The sequence below is a fragment of the Pseudomonas sp. MAFF 730105 genome, from assembly GCF_055380705.1.
On the sequence record NZ_AP018438.1, the window covers coordinates 3,958,220 to 3,980,152 of the forward strand.

General features: G+C 64.5%; 1 protein-coding gene (running past one end of the window). It reads right to left on the reverse strand.

Annotation, left to right across the window (positions count from 1 at the left end; translation table 11 throughout):
- On the reverse strand, positions 1-21,933 hold the 3' portion of the coding sequence (locus tag PCOSP_RS17205) for a non-ribosomal peptide synthase/polyketide synthase (protein WP_464709127.1). Its footprint extends 8,964 nt past the window's final position; the window shows 21,933 of its 30,897 coding nt (coding positions 8,965-30,897); its start codon lies beyond the right edge, outside the window; its stop codon occupies positions 1-3.

Below are 21,933 nucleotides of genomic sequence, written 5' to 3' on the forward strand. Positions count from 1 at the left end.
CTAGACGTAGTCACTGGCCTCCTCCTCATCGAGCATGGGAAGGCCGTCCTGCCACCAGGCAGCCAGGTTATGTACGTGTGGTGCCTTGAGAATCGTGAAGTGGTTGCCCGGCCCGTACCAGATGCTCAGGTCCGGTACATGCTTGCGCCACCCTTCGATCATTTGCTGTTGCTCGCGCTTGTTGCCGGCGGTATCCAGGGTCGGATCATTCGCCAGCACCAGTCGCACCGGCCCGGTGTATTGATGTTGCGGTTGATAAACCGTACGCAGGGCCGTACCGAAGGCCCGCGCCGGACCACGCATCGAATCCACCGCCGAACGCTGTGGCAACATGCCGGCGCGGACCATGCCGGCATGCAACAAGCGCATCTGCGCCGTATCGTCCTGGGCACCGAACACCGTGGCATCGATACCGAGGGATTTGCCCGAGGCCAGTTGCATCGCCTCGATCAACCGGTTCAGCACGCCAGTCCCGGTATAAGGCCTGCCCACCACGCCGTTGCCGCCTGGCGATTCGCTGTCGATCAACGTCAACGAGGCCACCTTGCGGCCACGAGCGTGCAGGCGAGCCGCCATCTCGAAGACAATCCAGCCACCGAAGGAATGCCCCAGCAGATGCACCGGCCCCTCCGGTTGCACCTTGTCGATGGCTTCGAGGTAAGCCTGGGCGGCGGTTTCCACCAGGCTGAAAGGCTCTGTGCTGCCGTCCAGACCCCGATGTTGCAACCCATGGATAGGCCAGTCCGGGCCGAAGGCGTCGGTCAGGCCGATGAAACCGGTGACGCTGTCGCCGGCACCCGGTACGCAGAAGATCGGTGCCCGGTCGGCGCGCCCGCCCTGGATCGTCAGCAGCGGCTGGTAACCGCTCTTCGCTGAGGGCACCGGACGCGATGCGACGGTGTGGAGTGCAGCGCTGATGGCCTGGCCCAACGCCTGGACATGGGGCATCTGCATCATGCTCTGGTGGTTACCCGGAACCTTGACGCAATGCAGCTGCGACGTCGGCAGGACAGCGTCCCAACCCAGGTAGCCTGCGTGCTCGGGAGCGTCGTCCTTGCGCTCTTCGGCCACCAGCAGATGCACCGGTACGGAAATCGGGTACACCATGTAATGGGCCAACGCATGACCGTGGGCCACTTCGCGATCGAGGTACTGCCAGAGCTGCTCGGCACTGTAGACGGCCAGCTCGGCAGGCAGCACCGCCTCATCGCGGCAATGCTGCACCAGGCCGTCGAAATCGAATCGATCCAACTGTCCTTGCAGATCGACCAGTTTCTCCAGGATCGCTGCAAGTACTTCTTCGCCAGGCAACGCAGCCCTCCAGAACACATCGCAGCGGTCCAGCAGATGCAGCTTGTGGGCTTCGTCCAACGCCCAGCGCGACCGGCCCTGATCCACCAGCCGAGGCAAGTAGCTGTCGATCAGGCCGACGAACTCGACCTTCTCGTCCAGGCCGATCAGTTGGATCGCGGTCTCGTAGGCCAGCACACCACCAAACGACCAGCCGGCCAGACGATAAGGCCCTTCTGGCTGTACCGAGCGAATGATCCCCACCAGCCGCGAGGCCATGCATTCCATCGTCTGCAACTGCGGCTCGCCCCACTCGACGGCAGGCAGGCCATACACCGGGATATCCGGGTCGATGTGCTTGCCCAGCATCGGGAAGTACAGGTCCAGGCCACTGAACTCGTGCACCAGGAACAGCGGATTCTGCTGGCCGGTGGTGCGCACCGGTACGATGACCTCCTTGACCTGGACCTCCTCGGTGCGGGCCTGCAGCATCGCTGCCATCGACGCCACGCTTTCGTGCTGGAACAGCTCGGCCAGCGAGACGGTCAGGTTGGCCTGTGCCAACAACCCGACCAGCCGGATTGCCAGCAATGAATGACCGCCCAGCTCAAAGAAGTTGTCGTGACGACCGACCTGCTCCAGCTTCAGGACGTCGGCCCACAAGCCTGCCAGCGTGACTTCCAGGTCACCTTGCGGTGCCTCGTAGCCCTGGCGCCCATAAGCGTGCAGTTCCGGTACTGGCAACGCCCCGGTGTTGACCTTGCCGTTCAGTGTCAGCGGCAACGCCGTCAATCTCACATAGGCCGCCGGGATCATGTATTCCGGCAGCACGGAGCGCAGTTGGGCACGCAGGACGTCTGCATCGAGGCCCCCACCGTTCTCGTGCTCGGTGTAATACGCGATCAGGCGCTTGTCGCCCGGACTGTCTTCACGCGCAACCACCAGGGCCTCGCGCACCCCATGGCACTCGTGCAAACGGGCCTCGATCTCACCGAGCTCAATACGGAAGCCACGTATTTTGACCTGACCGTCATTGCGATCCAGGTATTCGATGGTGCCGTCGGGCAGCCAGCGGCCAAGATCGCCACTGCGGTACAGACGCGCGCTGCCCGAATCGCTGAACGGATCGGCAATGAAGCGTTCCTCGGTCAGGTCCGGCCGGTTCAGGTAACCGAGGGCTACCCCGACACCACCGATATGGATCTCCCCCGCGACACCCACAGGTACCGGTTGGCGCGCGGCATCGAGGATATACACCCGGGTGTTGGCAATAGGACGGCCGATCGGAACACTCGTTGCGCCATGGGGCACGGCAGTGACCGCATGGGTCGTCGCAAAGGTGGTGGTCTCGGTGGGACCATAGCAATTCAACAGCCGCAGCGAGGGAGCATGGGCCAACAGCCGCCGGAAGGAAGCCGGATCACCGCGCTCGCCACCGGACAGCAGGATCCGCAGGCCTGCCAGGGCATCCGGAATCAACATCAGGTATTGATTGAACATGGCGGTGGTGAGGAACAGCACCGACACTTCGGCCTCTGTCAGCGCCTGGGCGAATTGCGTCGGGCTGAGCAATGTTTCGTGATCGATGATCACGAGGCGCCCGCCGTTGAGCAACGCCCCCCACACTTCCATCGTACTGGCGTCGAACGCCGGGTTCGAGGCGAACGCCACGCGATCCTGTACACCGAAATCAGCGTAACCGTTGTTGATCGCCAATCGGCCTATGGCCTGATGCGGCACGATCACCCCTTTCGGGTGGCCCGTCGAGCCTGAGGTGTACATGATGTACGCCGGTGTATCGCTGGTCTGGTCGGGGAACACCGCCGGCCGTGCAGCCTGGAGCAATTGCAGCGTGTCCAGGTCCACTCGCGGCATGTCTTCCGGCAAGGCCCTGTCACGGGTCGTCAACACCAGCACCGCGGCACTGTCTTGCAACATGAAACGCTGCCGCTCCTCGGGCGCATGGTGATCCAGCGGTACATAGACGGCGGCGCACTTGAGGATCGCCAGTTCGCTGATGACGAGCTCGAACGAACGGTTCAGCATGATCGCGACCCGCGACCCTGGCTGGACACCCCGTTCAAGCAAGCAATGCGCCAGGTGATTGGCTCGCTCGTGCAGCTCCCGATAGGTGAGTTGCTGCGCCCCATGCTGAAGTGCAATCCCGTCAGGCCGGGCCCTGACCTGGGCTTCGAATAGGCCGTGGACCGTTTCCTCGCGGGGATAGACTGTGTTGGTCGCATTGAAGTCGACCAGCAGTTGCCGGCGCTCCGTTGCCGGCAATATCGACAGTTCACGCAAGGGAACCTCGGGCGCATGCTCAAGCGCATCGACCAGGCTTTCCAGCGCCGTGTGCATGTAGCCGCAGATGCGTTCTGCCCCGATGCGCGACTCCGCCAAGGCGGTCAGCACGAAGGCCTCGCCGAGATCGTCGATGTTCAGCGACAGTGGATAGTTGCTCCACTCCTCACCGCCGAGCCCCTCGATCCCGTTCCAGGCCGACTGGGCCTCCTGGGTGACCTGCGTCGCAGTGTGCCGGTAGTTCAGCAGCGCACTGAACAACGGCGTCGACGTAGCAACACCGCTGCAACGCTGTGCCAGCGCCAGCGACGCATGTTCGTGTCCCAGCAGCGCGGTGAGACGCGTATGCGTCGTCTTGACGCCTGCCCGTGCCCCGTCGACGCCGACGTCAACCCGCAGCGGCAAGGTGTTGATGAACAACCCCAGCGCCCGATCGGCCCCCTCACCGCCCTGCATCCGGCCCATCAGTACGGTACCGAACACCACGTCTTCGCGCCCGGACACAGCGCCCACCACCCGCGCCCAGGCCAGGTGATGCAGGCTCGCTGCGCTGACGCCAAGCAGACGCGATTGTGTCCGCAGACGACGATTCAAACTGTCGTCCACGCCCAACCGGGCCTGTTCGATGACATGGCTGTCGCCCTGCACATCCTGCAGGCCGAATGGCAGGGTCGGCTCCTGGATATCCGCGAGCATGTCCCTGAAGAATGCCTCGTGGGCGCTTTGCGTCACGCCAAGCCGGGCCTGGGCCACGTAGTTGCGATACGGCACGGCATCGCCCAACTGTGCCTGTTGCCCGAGCAAGTACGCTTGCATATCGTGCTGGATCACCTCCAGCGCGGTGTGATCGAGTGCAATGTGATGAAACAGCAGCAGCGCGACCCAGCGCTGGTGCTCGTCGTCATAGGCACAGGCAAGCCGCATCATGGGTGCCTGGCGCACATCGAGCCGATAGTGCCGAGGGTCGAAACGCTCACGAAGCTGAGCCATCACGTCCTGACCCGGCTCGACCGTACAGGTCTGCACCGCCAGTGACGCTTCCCGCAGCACCACCTGCACCGGCTCGCGCAAGCCGTCCCAGAGCACGGCCGTGCGCAGGATATCGTGGCGGTCGATCACGCCCTGCAGCGCGTTCACGAACGCATCCAGCCGGGCACGGTCATCGAGGTTGAACATGGCTTGCTGCACATAGAGATCGCCCTGCGGCGAAACCAGGTGGTGATACAGAATCCCTTCCTGCAACGGCGCCAGGGCGTAGATGTCCTGGACATTGCTCACGCCACCGGGCACGCCGGCGACGATGGCGTCGATTTCCTGCTGGGTCAGGTCGGCGAGCGGCAACATCTGCGGGGTGATCCGCTCACAACCCGGCACGATGCCGTTGTCCGGCACCACGATTTCCGTCGCGCCGCCCACGGCTGCCGCCAACGCGGCCAGGGTCGGCTGGCCGAACAGCACGCGCACATCGGCGCTCAAGCCGGCCTGGCGCATGCGCTCGATCAACGTGACCGCCAACAACGAGTGCCCACCCAATTCGAAGAAATGGTCATGACGTCCCACCTTTTCGACCTTGAGCAACTCGGCCCACAGCTGTGCCAGTGTCGTTTCCACAGCACCCTGCGGCGCTTCGTAGTCACGGGTAATGACCGACGACAGGTCCGGCGCCGGCAACGCCTTGCGATCCAGCTTGCCATTCGGCGTCAGCGGCAACGCCTCAAGTTGCACATAGGCTGCCGGCACCATGTATTCCGGCAGTTGCCCTTGCAACTGAGTTCGCAGACTTTCGATCTCGACGCGGTGCTCGTCACCGTGCACGGTGAAATACGCCACCAGGCGCTTGGCCCCCGGCGCGTCTTCGCGAGCCAGCACCACGGCTTCCTTGATCGCCCCGTGCTGGGCAAGCTTGGCCTCGATCTCGCCGAGTTCGATACGGAAGCCACGGATCTTCACCTGGTCATCGTTACGCCCCAAGTAGTCGATGTTGCCGTCCGCCAGATAACGCCCCAAGTCGCCGGTGCGGTACATTCGGGCATTCGGGCGGTCGCTGAACGGGTCGGCGAGGAAACGCTCGGCCGTCAACTCCGCACGGTGCAGATAACCCCGCGCCACCTGGACGCCACCGATGTAGATCTCCCCGGCCACGCCCATAGGCACCGGTTGCTGGTGGGCGTCGAGCAGATAGATCCGGGTGTTGGCGATCGGCTTGCCGATCGGCGTGCTGTCCGGCGTCTCGGCACCGGAACAGTCCCACGCCGTCACGTCGACGGCCGCTTCGGTCGGACCGTACAGGTTGTGCAACGCAGTTTGTGGCAATTGCGCCTTGAAGCGCCGTACCAGATGCCCCGGCAAGGCTTCGCCGCTGCACATCACCTGGCGCAGCCCTTCGCACTCGCCAGCCTCGCCATGGGCCAGGAACACGTCCAGCATCGACGGGACGAAGTGCAGCGTGGTGATGCCTTGGGTCTGGATCACTTCGCGCAGGTACGCCGGGTCGCGATGTCCACCGGGACGCGCCATCACCAGCCGCGCACCGGTGAACAGCGGCCAGAAGAACTCCCATACCGAGACGTCGAAGCTGAACGGGGTCTTCTGCAGCACCGCGTCCGCGGCGCTCAGTGTGTAGGCGTCCTGCATCCACAGCAGGCGGTTGACCACCGCGCCATGCTCGTTCATCACGCCTTTGGGCAGGCCGGTCGAACCGGAGGTGTAGATGACGTAGGCCAAATGGCTGGCATGCAGGCCCGAGACCTGCGGATTGCCGGTCGGCTGCGTGGCGCAGTCTTCGTCTTCGAACACCATCACCCTGGCGTCGGTCGCGGGCAGGCTCGCCTGCAAGGCGCGTTGGATCAGCACCACGGCTGGGGCGCTGTTTTCCAGCATGTAGGCCAAACGGTCGGCCGGATAATCCGGGTCGAGCGGCACGTAGGCGGCGCCCGATTTCAGAATACCCAGCAGCGCCGCGACCATTTCCACGCTGCGGTCCATGCAGACAGCCACGCGGTCATCCGGGCGAATGCCCAGGGCAAGCAACCGGTGGGCGATCTGGTTGGCTCGCTGGTTCAGTTGGGCGTAGCTCAGTTGTTGCGCTTCGAACACCACGGCGACGGCATCCGGACAGGTCGTGACCCGTGCCTCGAACAGGCCATGCAGGGTCAGGCCTTGCGGATAGTCGACGGCTGTAGCATTGAAGGCTTCCAGCAGATGCCGGCGCTCAGCGTCTTCCAACAGCGGGATCTGCGCCACCAGGGCCTGCTCATCGGCAACCATGGCGTGCAAGATGCATTCGAGATAACCGAGGTAGCGCTCCATCGTGGCCTGGTCGAACAGTGCCGTGGCGTACTCCAGCGAACCGAACAGGCGCCCGTCGATCAGGGCCATGTCCAGCAGCACATCGAACTTGGCGGTGCGGCTGGTCACTCCCAACCCTTGCAGTGACAGCTCGGACAATTCCATCCCGCCGGTTTCGCTGTTCTGCCATGACAACATGGCCTGGAACACCGGGCTGTGGGACAGGCTGCGCAATGGCCGGACCACTTCCACCACCTGTTCGAACGGCAGATCCTGATGCGCCTGGGCGCCCAGGGTCTGGGCCTTGACCCGTTGCAGCAAGGTCTCGACGGTCAGTTCGGGCGAAACCTCGACGCGCACCGCCAGGGTGTTGACGAACAAGCCGATCAAGTCTTCGACCTCCGCCTGCATGCGGTTCGCCGTCGGCGTACCGATGACGACATCATCCTGCCCGGACATCCGACTCAGCAACGCGGCCCACGCGGCCATCACCGTCATGAACAACGTGGCGCCATGACGCTGGCTCAAGGCCTTGAGGCCTTCGGTCAGCGCTTCATCGAAGGCGATCCCTACCGCATGACCGGAATGATCCTGCTGGGCCGGCCGTGGCCGGTCCGTCGGCAAGGTCAGCAATGCCGGTGCACCGGCCAGGGTGTCCTGCCAGTAGTGTTCCTGGCGGCTCAACACCTCGCCGGTGAGCCAGCGCCGCTGCCAGACGGCGTAGTCGGCGTATTGCACCGACAAGGCCGGCAGCGGGTCGTCCTGGCCTTGGCTGAACGCCGCGTACAGCACGCCCAGCTCACGGGTCAGGATATCGGCGGACCAGCCGTCCGAGACGATGTGGTGCAGGGTCACCAGCAACACATGGTCGGCATCGCCCATGCGCACCAGGCGACCACGGGCCAGCGGGCCACGGCTCAGGTCGAAGGCCTGCCGCGCCTCCTCCCCGGCCATGCGCGACAGCTCGGCCTCGGCATCCGGGTGGGCGGACAGGTCATGCCGTTGCAAGGCGAAACCGATGTCGGCCGGAGCAATGCGTTGCTCCACTTCCTGGCCTTGGACAAAGGTCGTGCGCAAGGCTTCGTGACGGGCGACGATGCGATCCAGGGCACGGCCCAGGGCGGCGGTGTCCAGCGCACCGCGCAGACGCAAGCCGGTGGGGATGTGATACGCCGCGCTGGCGTTGTCCAGCTGCGCGAGGAACCACAGGCGTTGCTGGGCAAACGACAGCGGCAATGCCTGCTCACGGGACACCGGCACGATGTCCGGACGGGTGCTGCGTGCCGCTCGGGCCAGCACTTGGGCCAACGCGCTCAGCTCGGGTTGGGCAAAGACCTCGTTCAGGCTCAGTTCCACCCCCAACTGCTCGCGCACCTGGGCAATCAAACGCATCACCAGCAACGAATGCCCACCCAGCTCGAAGAAGTGGTCGTGACGCCCCACCGCTTCGACGTTGAGCATTCCCTGCCAGATCTGCGCCAGGGCGACTTCCGTGGCTCCTTGCGGCGCTACATGCGTACGACTGGCGAAGGCCTCGGCATCCGGCGCCGGCAATGCCTGGCGGTCGAGCTTGCGGTTCGGCGTCAGCGGCAGCGCGGCCAGGCTGACGAACGCACTCGGCACCATGTACTCGGCCAGCAGCGTCGACAGCTCCGAGCGCAAGGCAGCAGCGTTCAGAGTGATGCCAACCTGCGGCACGACATAGGCCACCAGGCGCTTGTCCCCTGGCGTGTCCTCGCGCACGATCACCGCCGCTTCCTTGACCCCGGCGCAGTGACTGAGCCTGGTTTCGATTTCACCCAGCTCGATACGGAATCCCCGCACCTTGACCTGGAAGTCATTGCGCCCCAGGTACTCGATGCGTCCGTCGGGACGATAACGGGCCAGGTCGCCGGTCTTGTACATGCGGGCATCGGGCTGGTCGCTGAACGGATCGACGAGGAAGCGCTCGGCATTGATCGCGTCGAGGTTCAGGTAACCCCGGGCCACGCCATCGCCACCGATGTAGATCTCCCCCGCCACGCCGAATGGCACTGGCTGACGGTGCATGTCCAGCAGGTAGATACGGGTGTTCGCCATCGGCGTGCCGATGGTGGCGTTGCCGACCGCGCCGTCGGCGTCGTAGCGCATGTAGGCGGCGGTGCACGACACAGTCGCCTCGGTCGGGCCATAGGTGTTGATCAGCCGGGTATGGGCCGGGCGTACCGCGTCCCACATCTGCAGTTTCTGCATCGACAGGGCATCACCGGTGACGTTGACCAGGCGTACGTCGCACAGATGATCGCGGGCCTGCGCCGGCGTGCTGTGCCATTCAGCCGCCAGGGTATGCCAATGCGCAGCGGTCAGATGCACGAAGGTTGGCCGGAGCCCGGCGTCCTGCTGCAACTCGACACTGCCGAACAGCACACGGGTCGGCGCCAGGGTGGCGCCGGCGACCAGCGCCGGGAAAATCTCTTCCACCGACAGGTCGAAGTTCAACGTGTTTTGCTGCAGCACCGTGTCGGCCGGCGTCAGTTCGAACAGGCGCACGGCATCCACGCAGTAGTTGACCAGGCCCCGGTGTTCGATCATCACGCCCTTGGGCGCACCGGTCGAACCCGAGGTGTAGATCACGTAGGCCAGGTGACGCACGCCAAGGCTCGCCACCACCGGGTTGTCTTCGCGGCCTGTGGCAATGCCGCTGCGCACCCGTTCGACGTAGTCGAGCAGCACCACCGGCGTAGCCAGTGGCGGCAAGCGGTCTTGCAGTGCGCGCTGGGTCAGCAGCGCTACCGGGGCACTGTCGGCAATCATGTAAGCCAATCGTTCGGCCGGATACGCCGGATCCAGCGGCACGTAACCGCCGCCGGCCTTGAGTACCGCCAACAGGCCCACCAGCATTTCGGCGCTGCGCTCGACACAGATCGCCACGCGGTCGTCCGGACGGATGCCCAGACCGATCAGGTGATGGGCCAATTGGTTGGCCTGGCGATTCAGTTCGGCGTAGCTCAGGCGCTCGCCTTCAAATACCACGGCAATGGCCTGCGGCCGGGTCGCGACCTGGGCCTCGAAGAGTTGATGGATGGTCTGTTCACGGGGGTACAGTGCCTGGTTCGCGTTGAGCCCGACCAGCAGATGCTGGCGTTCGGCGTCGTCCACCAGCGGGATCTGCTCGATCAGCGTCTGGTCACTTGCCGCCATGGCACGCACCACCCGCTCGAAATAACCGAGGTAACGCTGCACCGTGGCCTCGTCGAACAAAGCCGTGGCGTATTCCAGGGCGCCGAAGATCTGCCCCTGGGCCTCGCCGAGTTCCAGGGACAGGTCGAACTTGGCGATATTGCTCGCCACACCAAGGCTTTCGAGCTTCAGGTCGCCCAACACCAGCTCGCTGTTGTCCAGGGTCTGCCAGGACAACATGGCCTGGAACAGCGGGCTGTGGGACAGGCTGCGTACCGGATTGAGCACTTCCACCACCTGCTCGAACGGCAGGTCCTGATGCGCCTGGGCACCAAGGGTCTGGTGCCTGACCCGCGCCAGCAAGGCCTCGACCGTCGGTGCGCCCGAAACATCGATACGCACGGCCAGGGTGTTGACGAAGAAGCCAATCAGCCCTTCGACTTCCGATCGTGTGCGGTTGGCCACCGGCGAACCGATCACCACGTCGTCCTGCCCGCAAAGGCGACTCAACAGCGCCGCCCAAGCTGCCATCAACGTCATGTACAGGGTGACGCCGTGACGCTGGCTCAAGGTTTTGAGATTGGCCGTCAGCTCAGCGTCGAACGCCAGGGGCAGCGCCGCCCCGCTGTAGTCCTGCTGCGCCGGGCGCGCCCGGTCCGTCGGCAACATCAGCAGCGCCGGCGCATCGGCCAGGGTTTGCTGCCAATAGCGGCTCTGGGTCTGCAACACCTCGCCACTCAACCAGCGGCGTTGCCACAGGGCATAGTCGCCGTACTGCACGGCCAGCGTCGGCAGCGGATCGTCCAGGTCATGCCGGAACGCTTCGTAGAGCGCTGCCAGCTCCTTGACCAACACCCCCATGGACCAGGCATCCGAAACGATGTGGTGCATGGTCACCAGCAGCACATGTTCCTCGTCACCCAGGCGGATCAATCGGCCACGGATCAGCGGGCCATGCTCCAGGTCGAAGGCGTCGACGGCTTCCCGCGCCGCCAAGGCGTGTACTTCGGTTTCGGCATCGATCCGCTCGGAAAAGTCATGCTGCAGCAAGGCAAAACCGCTATCGGCCGCGGCGATACACTGCCAGGGCTCCTCGCCCTGGGCCTGTACGAAAGTCGTGCGCAACGCCTCATGGCGGGCAACGATGCGATCCAGTGCCCGCTGCAGGGCGACGTGGTCCAGCGTGCCGCGCAGGCGCAGGCCGGCCGGCATGTGGTAGGCCGAGCTGGCCCCTTCCATCTGCGCCAGGAACCACAGGCGTTGTTGGGCGAACGACAGCGGCAAGGGTTCGTCGCGGGAGGCCCTGACAATCTCGGGCAATGTGCTGCGCCCCGCCTGAGACACGGCCTGCGCCAGTTCCATGAGTCCGGGATGAGCGAACAGAGCGGTGAGGCTCAGCTCCACGCCCAGGCGCAAACGGACCTGGGAGATCAGTTGCATCGCCAGCAATGAATGGCCACCCAATTCGAAGAATTGGTCGTGACGGCCGACCTGTTGCAGGCCCAGCAGGTCCTGCCAGATCTGCGCCAGGGTCGTTTCGATTTCGCCTCGGGGGGCTTCGTAGCCGCGGGTGATGACCGAATCCAGGTCCGGGGCCGGCAAGGCCTTGCGGTCGAGCTTGCCGTTGGGGGTCAGCGGCAGTGTGGCGAGAAGTACGTAGGCCACCGGGACCATGTATTCCGGCAACTGCGCTTGCAGGTGGCGGCGCAGGGTTTCGATGTCCACCGTTTCTGACTGGGTGAAATAGGCGACCAGACGCTTGTCGCCTGGTACGTCCTCGCGGGCCAGCACCACCGCCTCCTTCACGGCCTCGTGCTGAGCGAGCTTGGCTTCGATCTCGCCCAGTTCGATACGGAAGCCGCGGATCTTCACCTGGTCGTCGTTGCGACCCAGGTATTCGATGTTGCCGTCCGGCAGGTAACGGCCGAGGTCGCCGGTCTTGTACATCCTGGCGTTCGGTTCGCTGCTGAACGGATCCTTGAGGAAACGCTCAGCCGTCAGGTCATCACGATTGAGATAACCACGGGCGACACCCGCGCCGCCGATGTAGATCTCACCCGGTACGCCCAGCGGTACGGGCTGTTTGTGTTCATCCAACAGGTAGAACTGGGTATTGGCCACCGGTTTACCGATATGCGCGGCAAACCCGTCTTCACGGGCCATCGACACCCAACTCGAATAGGTCGTGGTTTCCGACGGACCGTAGAGGTTGCACAGGCGTTTGACTGAAGTCTGCTCGAACAGCGCCTCCACCAGGCTGCGCTTGAGGGCTTCGCCGGCCACGTTGACTGTATCGACACCCTCACCCAGCCCACCGGATTCCAACAACGCCTTGAGCGCCGACGGCACGGTGTTGATCAGGGTGATGTCGTGCTCGCCTTGCTGCAGTTCCAGCACATTAGTGACGACTTCGATGCTGCCGCCCGACGTCAGCGGCGCGAAGCATTCGTAGACCGCCAGGTCGAAGTTCAGCGAGGTCGAGAACAGGGTTTTGGACAGGGTTTTGGCATCGAATGACCGATGGGCCCAGGTCAGGAAATTCACCGTATTGCGGTGTTCGATCATCACACCTTTCGGCAAACCGGTGGAACCGGAGGTGTAGATCACGTAGGCCAGATGCGCCGACGTCAGGCCATCGACCTGCGGATTGGGCGCCGCCTCGTCCTGCCAGATGCCTTTGTCGAGATCGATCAACGGGATTGCCGTCTCGCCCAGCAAGCCACGTGTGGCCGTCTGCACCAGGATCGCCGCCGGAGCACTGTCCTCCAGCATGTAGGCAATCCGATCCGCCGGATAGGCCGGATCCAGTGGCACGTAACCGCCACCGGCTTTCAGGATCGCCAGCAACCCAACGACCATGTCGAGACCACGTTCGACGCAGATCGCCACCCGCGAGTCCGGCTGCACACCCTGCTTGCGCAGGTAATGGGCCAACCGGTTGGAGAGTCCATTGAGTTCGCGATAGTTGAGCTGGTGCCGGCCATGACGCACCGCCAGCGCATCCGGCGTGCGCCGCACCTGGTCCTCGAACAAGCCGTGAATGGTCTGCTCCAGTGGATACTCGGCGTCAGTGGCGTTGAACGCCACCAGCAATTGCTCGCGCTCGTCGGCAGGTACAATCGACAACTCGCGCAACGGCGCGTCAGGTGCATGCTCCAGCGCCTGCACCAGGCTCTCCAGCGCCCTATGCATGTAGCCGCAGACACGTCGCGCACCCACTTCGACCACCGCCTGGGCCGTCAGCAGGAAACCTTCGCCGAGGTCGTCGACGTTCAGGCACAACGGGTAGTTGGTCCGTTCTTCCATGCCCAGGGTGTGAATCCCGTGCCAGGCCGAGATGGCCTGCTCGGACGCGGCTTCACCGGCGCTGTGCCGATAGTTCAACAGCGTGCTGAACAATGGAAGAGAGGCCGGTACGCCGCTGCAACGCTGGGCCAAGGCCAGGGAAGCATGTTCATGCCCCAGCAACCCGCTCAACCGGGCGTGGGTGGCCTTCACGCCTGTACGGACGTCGGTTTGCCCCACACTCACCCGCAGCGGCAAGGTGTTGATAAACATCCCCAGCGCCCGGTCTGCACCGTCGCCGCCCTGCATCCGGCCCATCAGTACGGTGCCGAACACCACTTCTTCACGCCCTGAGACGCGCCCGACTACCTGGCCCCAGGCCAGGTGGACCAGGCTCGCCGCACTCACCCCGAGCTGACGGGCCTGCGCCCGCAAGCGCTGGGCCAATGCCGCATCCACGCCTTGTTGCACTTCTTCGATGCCGCTGCCGTCGCCCTGCACATTCAGCAGACCGAACGGCAACGTCGGTTCGTCGATGTCACCCAGCATGTCGCGGAAGAACGCTTCGTGCTGTTCGCGACTCACGCCCAACCGGGCCTGGGCGACATGATTGCGGTACGGCACAGCCGGTGCGAGCAGCTCTGCCTGATCCAGCAGGCTGGCCTGCATTTCATGCACCACCACCTCAAGGGCGGTGTGGTCCAGCGCCACGTGATGGAACAGCAGCATGCCGACCCAACGCTGGTTCGCCAGATCCTGGGCATAGGCCAGCCGCATCAACGGTGCCTGGGCAATGTCGAGGCGGTAGTGACGCGGGTCGAAGCGTTCGTGCAACTGTTGCACTGCATCGCCCGCCGCCGGATCCAGGCCGATTTCTTCAAGGGCCAGCGTCGCGTGGCGCCAGACCACCTGCACCGGTGACTCCAGGCCCTGCCAGGCCATGCTGGTGCGCAGGATATCGTTACGCGACACCACGCTCTGCAAAGCCTGGGCAAAGGCTTGCAGGCGCTCGCGACTGTCAAAGCCGAACATCACCTGCAACACGTAGGGGTCGCCCTGCTCCGCGGCCAGGTGATGGTAGAGAATGCCTTCCTGCAACGGCGCCAGGGCATAGATGTCCTGCACGTTGGCGACGCCGCCAGGCACTGCGGCCACGATCCGGTCGATGGCCTCCTGGTCCAGATCGGCCAGGGGCAACATGTCCGGGGTGATTCGCATGCAGCCAGCGGGAATGAGGTTGGCCGGCACCACGATGTCTGCGTGTCCGCCGACCGCAGCAGCCAGCGCAGCCAATGTCGGCTGGCCGAACAGCACCCGCACGTCGGCGCTCAGATCCACCTGGCGCATGCGCTCGATCAACTTGACCGCCAGCAGCGAATGACCGCCCAGCTCGAAGAAATTGTCGTGGCGACCTACTCGTTCGAGCTTGAGCAAATCCTGCCAGATCCGGGCAATGGCGCTTTCCACTTCCCCTTGGGGAGCTTCGTATTCGCGGCTGATCACCGCCGATTGATCCGGTGCCGGCAACGCCTTACGGTCCAGCTTGCCGTTGGTGGTCAACGGGAAGGCGTCGAGCACCACGAAGGCGCTTGGCACCATGTAGTCGGCCAGCGAGCCCAGCAACTGCGTGCGCAGCTCGGCAGCTACTGGCTGCGCGTCCTCCCTGGCGATGACATAAGCCACCAGGCGCTTGTCGCCCGGCTCGTCCTCGCGGGCGATGACCACCGCCTCGCTGACCCCTTCGCAAGCCGCCAGCGCGGCCTCGATCTCGCCCAGCTCGATACGGAAACCACGGATCTTCACCTGGTCGTCGTTACGGCCCAGGTATTCGATGCTACCGTCCGCCAGCCAGCGACCGAGGTCGCCGGTCTTGTACATGCGGGCGTTCGGTTCATCGCTGAACGGGTTCTTCAGGAAACGTTCGGCGGTCAGTTCGTCGCGGTTAAGGTAACCGCGGCTCACACCCGCGCCACCGACGTACATTTCACCCACCACGCCCACCGGCACCGGCTCGCGCCGGGCGTCGAGCACGTACAGTTGCAGGTCGGGAATACGTCCGCCAATCGGGCTGACGCCGACCAGCTGGGCATCCGCCGCGCACAGTGCACGGTAGGTCACGTGCACGGTGGTTTCGGTGATGCCGTACATGTTCACCAACTGCGTACCGGCGTTGATTGCCCGGGCGTACCACGGTTTGAGGATGCCGGTTTCCAAGGCCTCGCCACCGAAGATCACCTGGCGCAGGCTGTGGCTCAGGTCGCTTTCGCCCTGGGCCGCGATCAATTGGCGGAACGCGCTTGGCGTCTGGTTCAGCACCGTGACGCCCGCTTTGCACAACAGCGCATAACACTCCTGCGGCGAACGGCTGACCAGTTGCGGCACCACCAACAAGCGGCCGCCGTGGGTCAGCGCGCCCCAGATTTCCCAGACCGAGAAGTCGAAGGCGAAGGAATGGAACAGTGCCCAGACGTCCTGCGGGCCGAAGTCGAACCACGGCTGGGTGGCCGAGAACAGCCGGGCCACGTTGCGGTGCTCGACCATCACGCCTTTGGGCAAACCAGTGGAACCGGAGGTGTAGATCACATAAGCCAGATGACTGGAATTCAACCCCTTCACCTGCGGATTGCGCACGGATTGCTCCTGCCAGTCGCTACCGTCGAGATCAACCACAGCGACCGGACTGTCGGCCAACAAGCGACGTGTCGCGGTCTGTGCCAACACCGCAACCGGCGCACTGTCCTGCAACAGATAGGCGAGACGTTCGGCCGGATAGGCCGGATCCAGCGGCACATAACCGGCGCCCGCCTTGAGGATGCCCAACAGGCCGACGATCATGTCCAGGCCACGCTCGACACAGATCGCCACCCGATCATCCGGGCGAATGCCCAGGGCCAGCAAATGATGCGCGAGCCGGTTGGCCCGGGCATTGAGTTCACCGTAGGTCAGCGTCCGGCTCTCGAACACCACGGCCACCGCATCAGGGTGTGTCGCCGCACGTGCCTCGAACTGCCCATGGATCAGCGCATTGTCGGCATAGACCACATCCGAGGCATTCCAGGTTTCCAGCAGTTGTCGGCGCTCGGCCGGCGGCAGGATCTGCAACTCGCCCAATGGCGCCAGGGGCGACTGCTCCAGCGCCTCCAGCAGATGCTCCAGCACGCATTGCACATAGTCGCAGACACGCCCGGCGCCGATCGACGCTTCAGCCATGACGGTCAGGTTGAAGCCTTCGCCCAGGTCATCCACCGACAACGTCAACGGATAGTTGGTCCGCTCTTCGCCGCCCAGAACCTGGATACCTTCCCAGGCCGCGATGGCTTCGCTGGAAGCCGTCTGCGCACCAAGGTGACGATAGTTCAGCAGCGCGCTGAACAACGGTGCCGGCGCGGTCACGCCACTGCAACGCTGGGCCAGCACCAAAGAGGCATGCTCATGGCCGAGCAAAGCGGTCAAGCGTGCATGGGTCGCCTTGACCCCGGCACGTACACCCTGCGTGCCCAGTTCCACCCGCAACGGCAAGGTGTTGATGAACATCCCCAGTGCCCGGTCGGCCCCCTCGCCGCCCTGCATCCGGCCCAGCAACACGGTGCCGAACACGACATCGTCCTTGCCCGAGACACGGCCCAGCACCTGCGCCCAGGCCAAGTGATACAGGCTCGCCGCGCTCACCCCGAGTTGACGGGCCTGCGCCCGCAAGCGCTGGCTGAGCGCTCCATCGACCGGCTGACGGACTTCTTCGATCCCACGTCCGTCGCCCTGCACATCCTGCAGGCCGAACGGCAACGTCGGCTCGGTCACATCGCCCAGCATCTCGCGGAAGAACCCTTCGTGCTCTTCGCGGCTGATGCCCAGACGGGCCTGGGCTACATAGTTGCGATACGGCACCGAGGCTGCCAGCAGATGCTCGCGCCCCATCACATGGGCCTCGATTTCCGCCGTGAGCATGGCCAGGGACGTCGCGTCGTCGACCATGTGGTGGAACAGCAGCATGCCGACCCAGCGATTGTTCGCCACGTCTTCGGCATAGCCGATGCGCATCATCGGCGCCTGACGGATGTCCAGGCGATGATGGCGAGGGTGCAGGTGCTCGCGCAGTTGTTGCGCGATATCTCCCGCCGCCGGGTCCAGCACGATCTCATCGAGCCCCAGTCGGGCCTCGCGCCAGACCACTTGTACAGGCTCGTCCAGCCCTTCCCAGACCACGCCGGTGCGCAGGATATCGTGGCGAGACACCACGTCTTGCAACGCCCTGGCGAAGTCGTCCAAGCGGGCGCGGCTGTCGTAGGTGAACTGTACATATTGCAGATAGGGGTCGCCCTGGGCCGCAGCAAGGTGGTGATACAGGATCCCCTCCTGCAATGGGGCGAGGGCATAGATATCCTGCACATTGCGTACACCGCCCGGCACCGACGCGACGACGCGGTCGATACCGTCCTGGTCCAGATCGACCAGGGGCAACATGTCCGGTGTGATCCGTGTGCAGTCGGCGGGAATGCGGTTGGCCGGCACCACGATTTCGCGCACGCCGCCTACGGCCGCCGCCAATGCCGCCAGCGTTGGCTGGCCGAACAGCACGCGGACATCGGCAGCCAGGTCGATCTGGCGCATGCGCTCGACCAGTTTCACTGCCAGCAGCGAATGGCCGCCCATTTCAAAGAAGTGGTCATGACGGCCGACCTGCTCCACCTGCAGCAGGTCTTGCCAGATCCGCGCAATCGCTGTCTCGACCTCGCCTTGGGGCGCCTCGTATTCGCGGGTCACCACCGAGGACTGGTCGGGCACCGGTAACGCCTTGCGGTCCAGCTTGCCGTTGGTGGTCAGCGGGAATACCGTCAACATCACGAACGCGCTGGGCACCATGTATTCCGCCAGGGAACCCAGCAGCTCGGCGCGCAGTTCGGCCGCCGACGGTGGCTCGCCCTCTTCGGCAATTACATAGGCCACCAGGCGCTGGTCCCCCGGCGTGTCCTGGCGCGCCAGAACCACGGCTTCGCGCACGCCGTTGCAGGCGGCCAGCTTGGCCTCGATCTCACCCAATTCAATACGGAAGCCGCGGATCTTCACCTGGTCATCGTTACGCCCGAGGTATTCGATACTGCCGTCCGCCAGCCAGCGACCGAGGTCACCGGTCTTGTATAGGCGGGCGTTCGGCTCATCGCTGAAGGGATTGTCGAGGAAACGCTCGGCGGTCAGCTCCTCGCGGTTCAGATAACCGCGGCTCACACCCGCGCCACCGACGTACATTTCGCCGACCACACCGACCGGTACGGGTTCGCGTTGTGCGTCGAGCACATACAACTGCAAGTCAGGGATGCGTTTGCCGATAGGGCTGACGCCGGTCAGTTGGGCGTCGGCAGCACACAGTGCACGGTAGGTCACGTGCACGGTGGTTTCGGTGATGCCGTACATATTCACCAGTTGCGTGCGGGCGTTGGCTTGACGAGCGTACCAAGGCTTGAGGATCCCGGTTTCCAGCGCTTCACCGCCGAAGATCACCTGCCGCAGGCTGTGGTCCAGGTCGCTCTCGCCCTGGGCCGCGATCAACTGGCGGAACGCGCTCGGCGTCTGGTTGAGGATGGTCACCCCGGCCTCGCACAGCAACGCATAGCAGTATTGCGGGGAGCGGCTGACCAGTTGTGGCACCACCAGCAGACGGCCGCCCTGGGTCAGTGCGCCCCAGATTTCCCAGACCGAGAAATCGAAGGCAAAGGAATGGAACAGTGCCCAGACGTCTTGCGGGCCGAAATCGAACCACGGTTGGGTGGCCGAGAACAATCGCGCGACGTTGCGGTGTTCGACCATCACGCCTTTGGGCAATCCGGTAGAGCCGGAGGTGTAGATCACATAGGCCAGGTGACTGGCCCCAAGGCCCGGTACATCCGGGTTATGTCGTGGCTGCTGCTCCATTTCGCCGGCTTCGAGCGGATCGAGCAGCACGGTCGGCACGCTCAATGGCGGCAGGGTTTCACACCACTCACGCTGGGTTACCAGCGCCACCGGGCGGCTGTCGTGCAGCATGTAGGCGATGCGTTCCGCCGGATAGGCCGGGTCCAGCGGCACGTAGCCCGCCCCCGCCTTGAGGATGCCCAACAGGCCGACAATCATGTCCAGGCCGCGCTCGACACAAATCGCCACCCGGTCGTCCGGGCGAATACCCACGGCCAACAGGCTGTGGGCCAACTGGTTCGCGCGGGCATTGAGCTGACCGTAGGTCAGCGTCTGGTCTTCATGGACCACCGCCACGGCGTCCGGCTGGGCCATTGCCCAGGCTTCGAATTGACGATGGATCAGGGCGTCTGCGGCATATTCGGCATCCCGGGTGTTCCAGGTTTCCAGCAACTGCCGGCGTTCAACTGGCGGCAGGACCGTCAAGGCGTGCAGCGCAGTGTGCGGCGCTTGCTCCAGGGCGGTGACCAGGCTGTCCAGTGCCATCTGCATGTAACCGCAGATGCGTGCGGCACCGATCGAGGTATCGACCAGGGCCGTGAGGGAGAAACCTTCCCCAAGATCATCGACGTTAAGGGTCAGCGGGTAGTTGGTACGTTCGTCACCATTGAGCGCCTCGATCCCGTTCCAGGCCGTGAGGGCGTCCTGGGTCACCTCGGCGGCGCTGTGCCGGTAGTTGAGCAAGGCGCTGAACAGCGGCGTCGGCGCCGCCACGCCACTGCAGCGCTGGGCCAGCGCCAGGGAGGCATGTTCATGGCCCAGCAAATCCGTCAATCGGGCGTGGGTCGCCTTGACCCCGGTACGAACATCCTGAGCGCCCACGTCCACGCGCAACGGCAAGGTGTTGATGAACATCCCCAGGGCCCGGTCGGCCCCCTCGCCGCCCTGCATCCGGCCCAGCAATACTGTGCCGAACACCACCTGCTGGCTGCCGGACACCTTGCCCAGCACCTGCGCCCACGCCAGGTGCACCAGGCTGGCGGCACTGACGCCTAATTGCCGGGCCTGGGCCCGCAGACGCCTGGACAGCTCAGGATCCACCGCCTCGCGGACCTCAGCAATGCCATGGCCGTCCCCCTGCACATCCTGCAAGCCGAAGGGCAGTGTTGGCTCATCGATATCGCCGAGCATGTCGCGGAAGAACGCCTCGTGCTCCGCCTCGCTCGCACCCAGTCGTGCCTGGGCCACATAGTTGCGATAAGGCATCGCTTCGCCCAATCGCTCGCCTTGCCCCAACAGGTGCAGTTGCATTTCATGCTGCATCACATCCAGCGCGGTATGGTCCAGCGCCATGTGGTGGAACAGCAGGATCGCCACCCAGCGGTCCTGGGCCTCGTCCTGGCTGTAGACCAGTTGCAACATCGGTGCACGGCGCAGGTCCAGGCGGTAGTGGCGCGCATCGAAGCGGCTCGCCAGTTGCGTGGCGACATCGCCGGCCGTGGCGTCGGCCTCGAAGCGCTGTGGCTCCAGCTTCACCTGGCGCCAGACCAACTGCAGTGGTTCGTCCAGGCCTTCCCAGGCCACGCTGGTGCGCAGGATGTCGTGGCGGTCGATCACCACCTGCAACGCCTCGACGAACGCCTCGAAGCGTTCGAGGCTGTCGAAGGCGAACTGCGACTGGAGCACGTAGGGGTCGCCCTGTTCGGCGGCCAGGTGGTGATAGAGAATGCCTTCCTGCAACGGCGCCAGCGGGTAGATGTCCTGCACATTACGGGCACCACCCGGCACGGTCGCCACGATCTGGTCTATCGTATCCTGGGTCAGGTTGACCAGCGGCAACAGCTCCGGAGTGATGTGTTCACAATCCAGCGGAATCAGGTTTTCGGGGACCGCAATTTCCTTGCCGCTGCCCACCGCCGCAGCCAGCGCGGCCAGGGTTGGCTGGCTGAACAGCACCCGCACATCGGCACTCAGACCGGCCTGGCGCATGCGTTCGATCAGGGTCACCGCCAGCAGCGAGTGACCGCCGAGTTCGAAGAAGTGATCGTGACGACCGATCTGCTCAACCTTGAGCACCTCGGCCCAGAGCCGGGCCAGGGTCTGTTCCACTTCACCCTGCGGGGCTTCGTATTCACGGCTGGCATAGGCCTCGGCGTCTGGCGCCGGCAGTGCGCGACGGTCCAGCTTGCCGTTGGCGGTCAATGGGAAGGATGGCAGCACGACGAAGGCGCTGGGGACCATGTACTCGGCCAGCGTGCTGGCCAGTTGGCTACGCAGCTCGTGTACCGACAGGGTGATGTCCGCTTCCGGAATCACATAACCCACCAGGCGTTTCGGCCCGGCTTCGTCCTGCCGCGCCAGCACCACGGCGTCTTTCACGCCGGCACATTGGCCCAACCGGGCCTCGATCTCGCCCAGTTCGATACGGAAGCCACGGATCTTCACCTGGTCGTCGTTACGCCCCAGGTAATCCACGGCGCCGTCGGCACGCCAGCGCGCCAGGTCGCCGGTGCGGTAGAGCAAGGCCGCCGGATCGGCGCTGAACGGGTCGGCGACGAACTTCTCGGCGCTCAGTTCCGGACGGTTCAGGTAACCAAGGGCTACACCGTCACCACCAATGTACAACTCGCCCGCCACACCCACTGGCACGGGTTGCTGTTGGGCGTCCAGCACATAAACCCGACTGTTGCCGACGGGACGACCAATCGGAATTCCCCCCTCGCC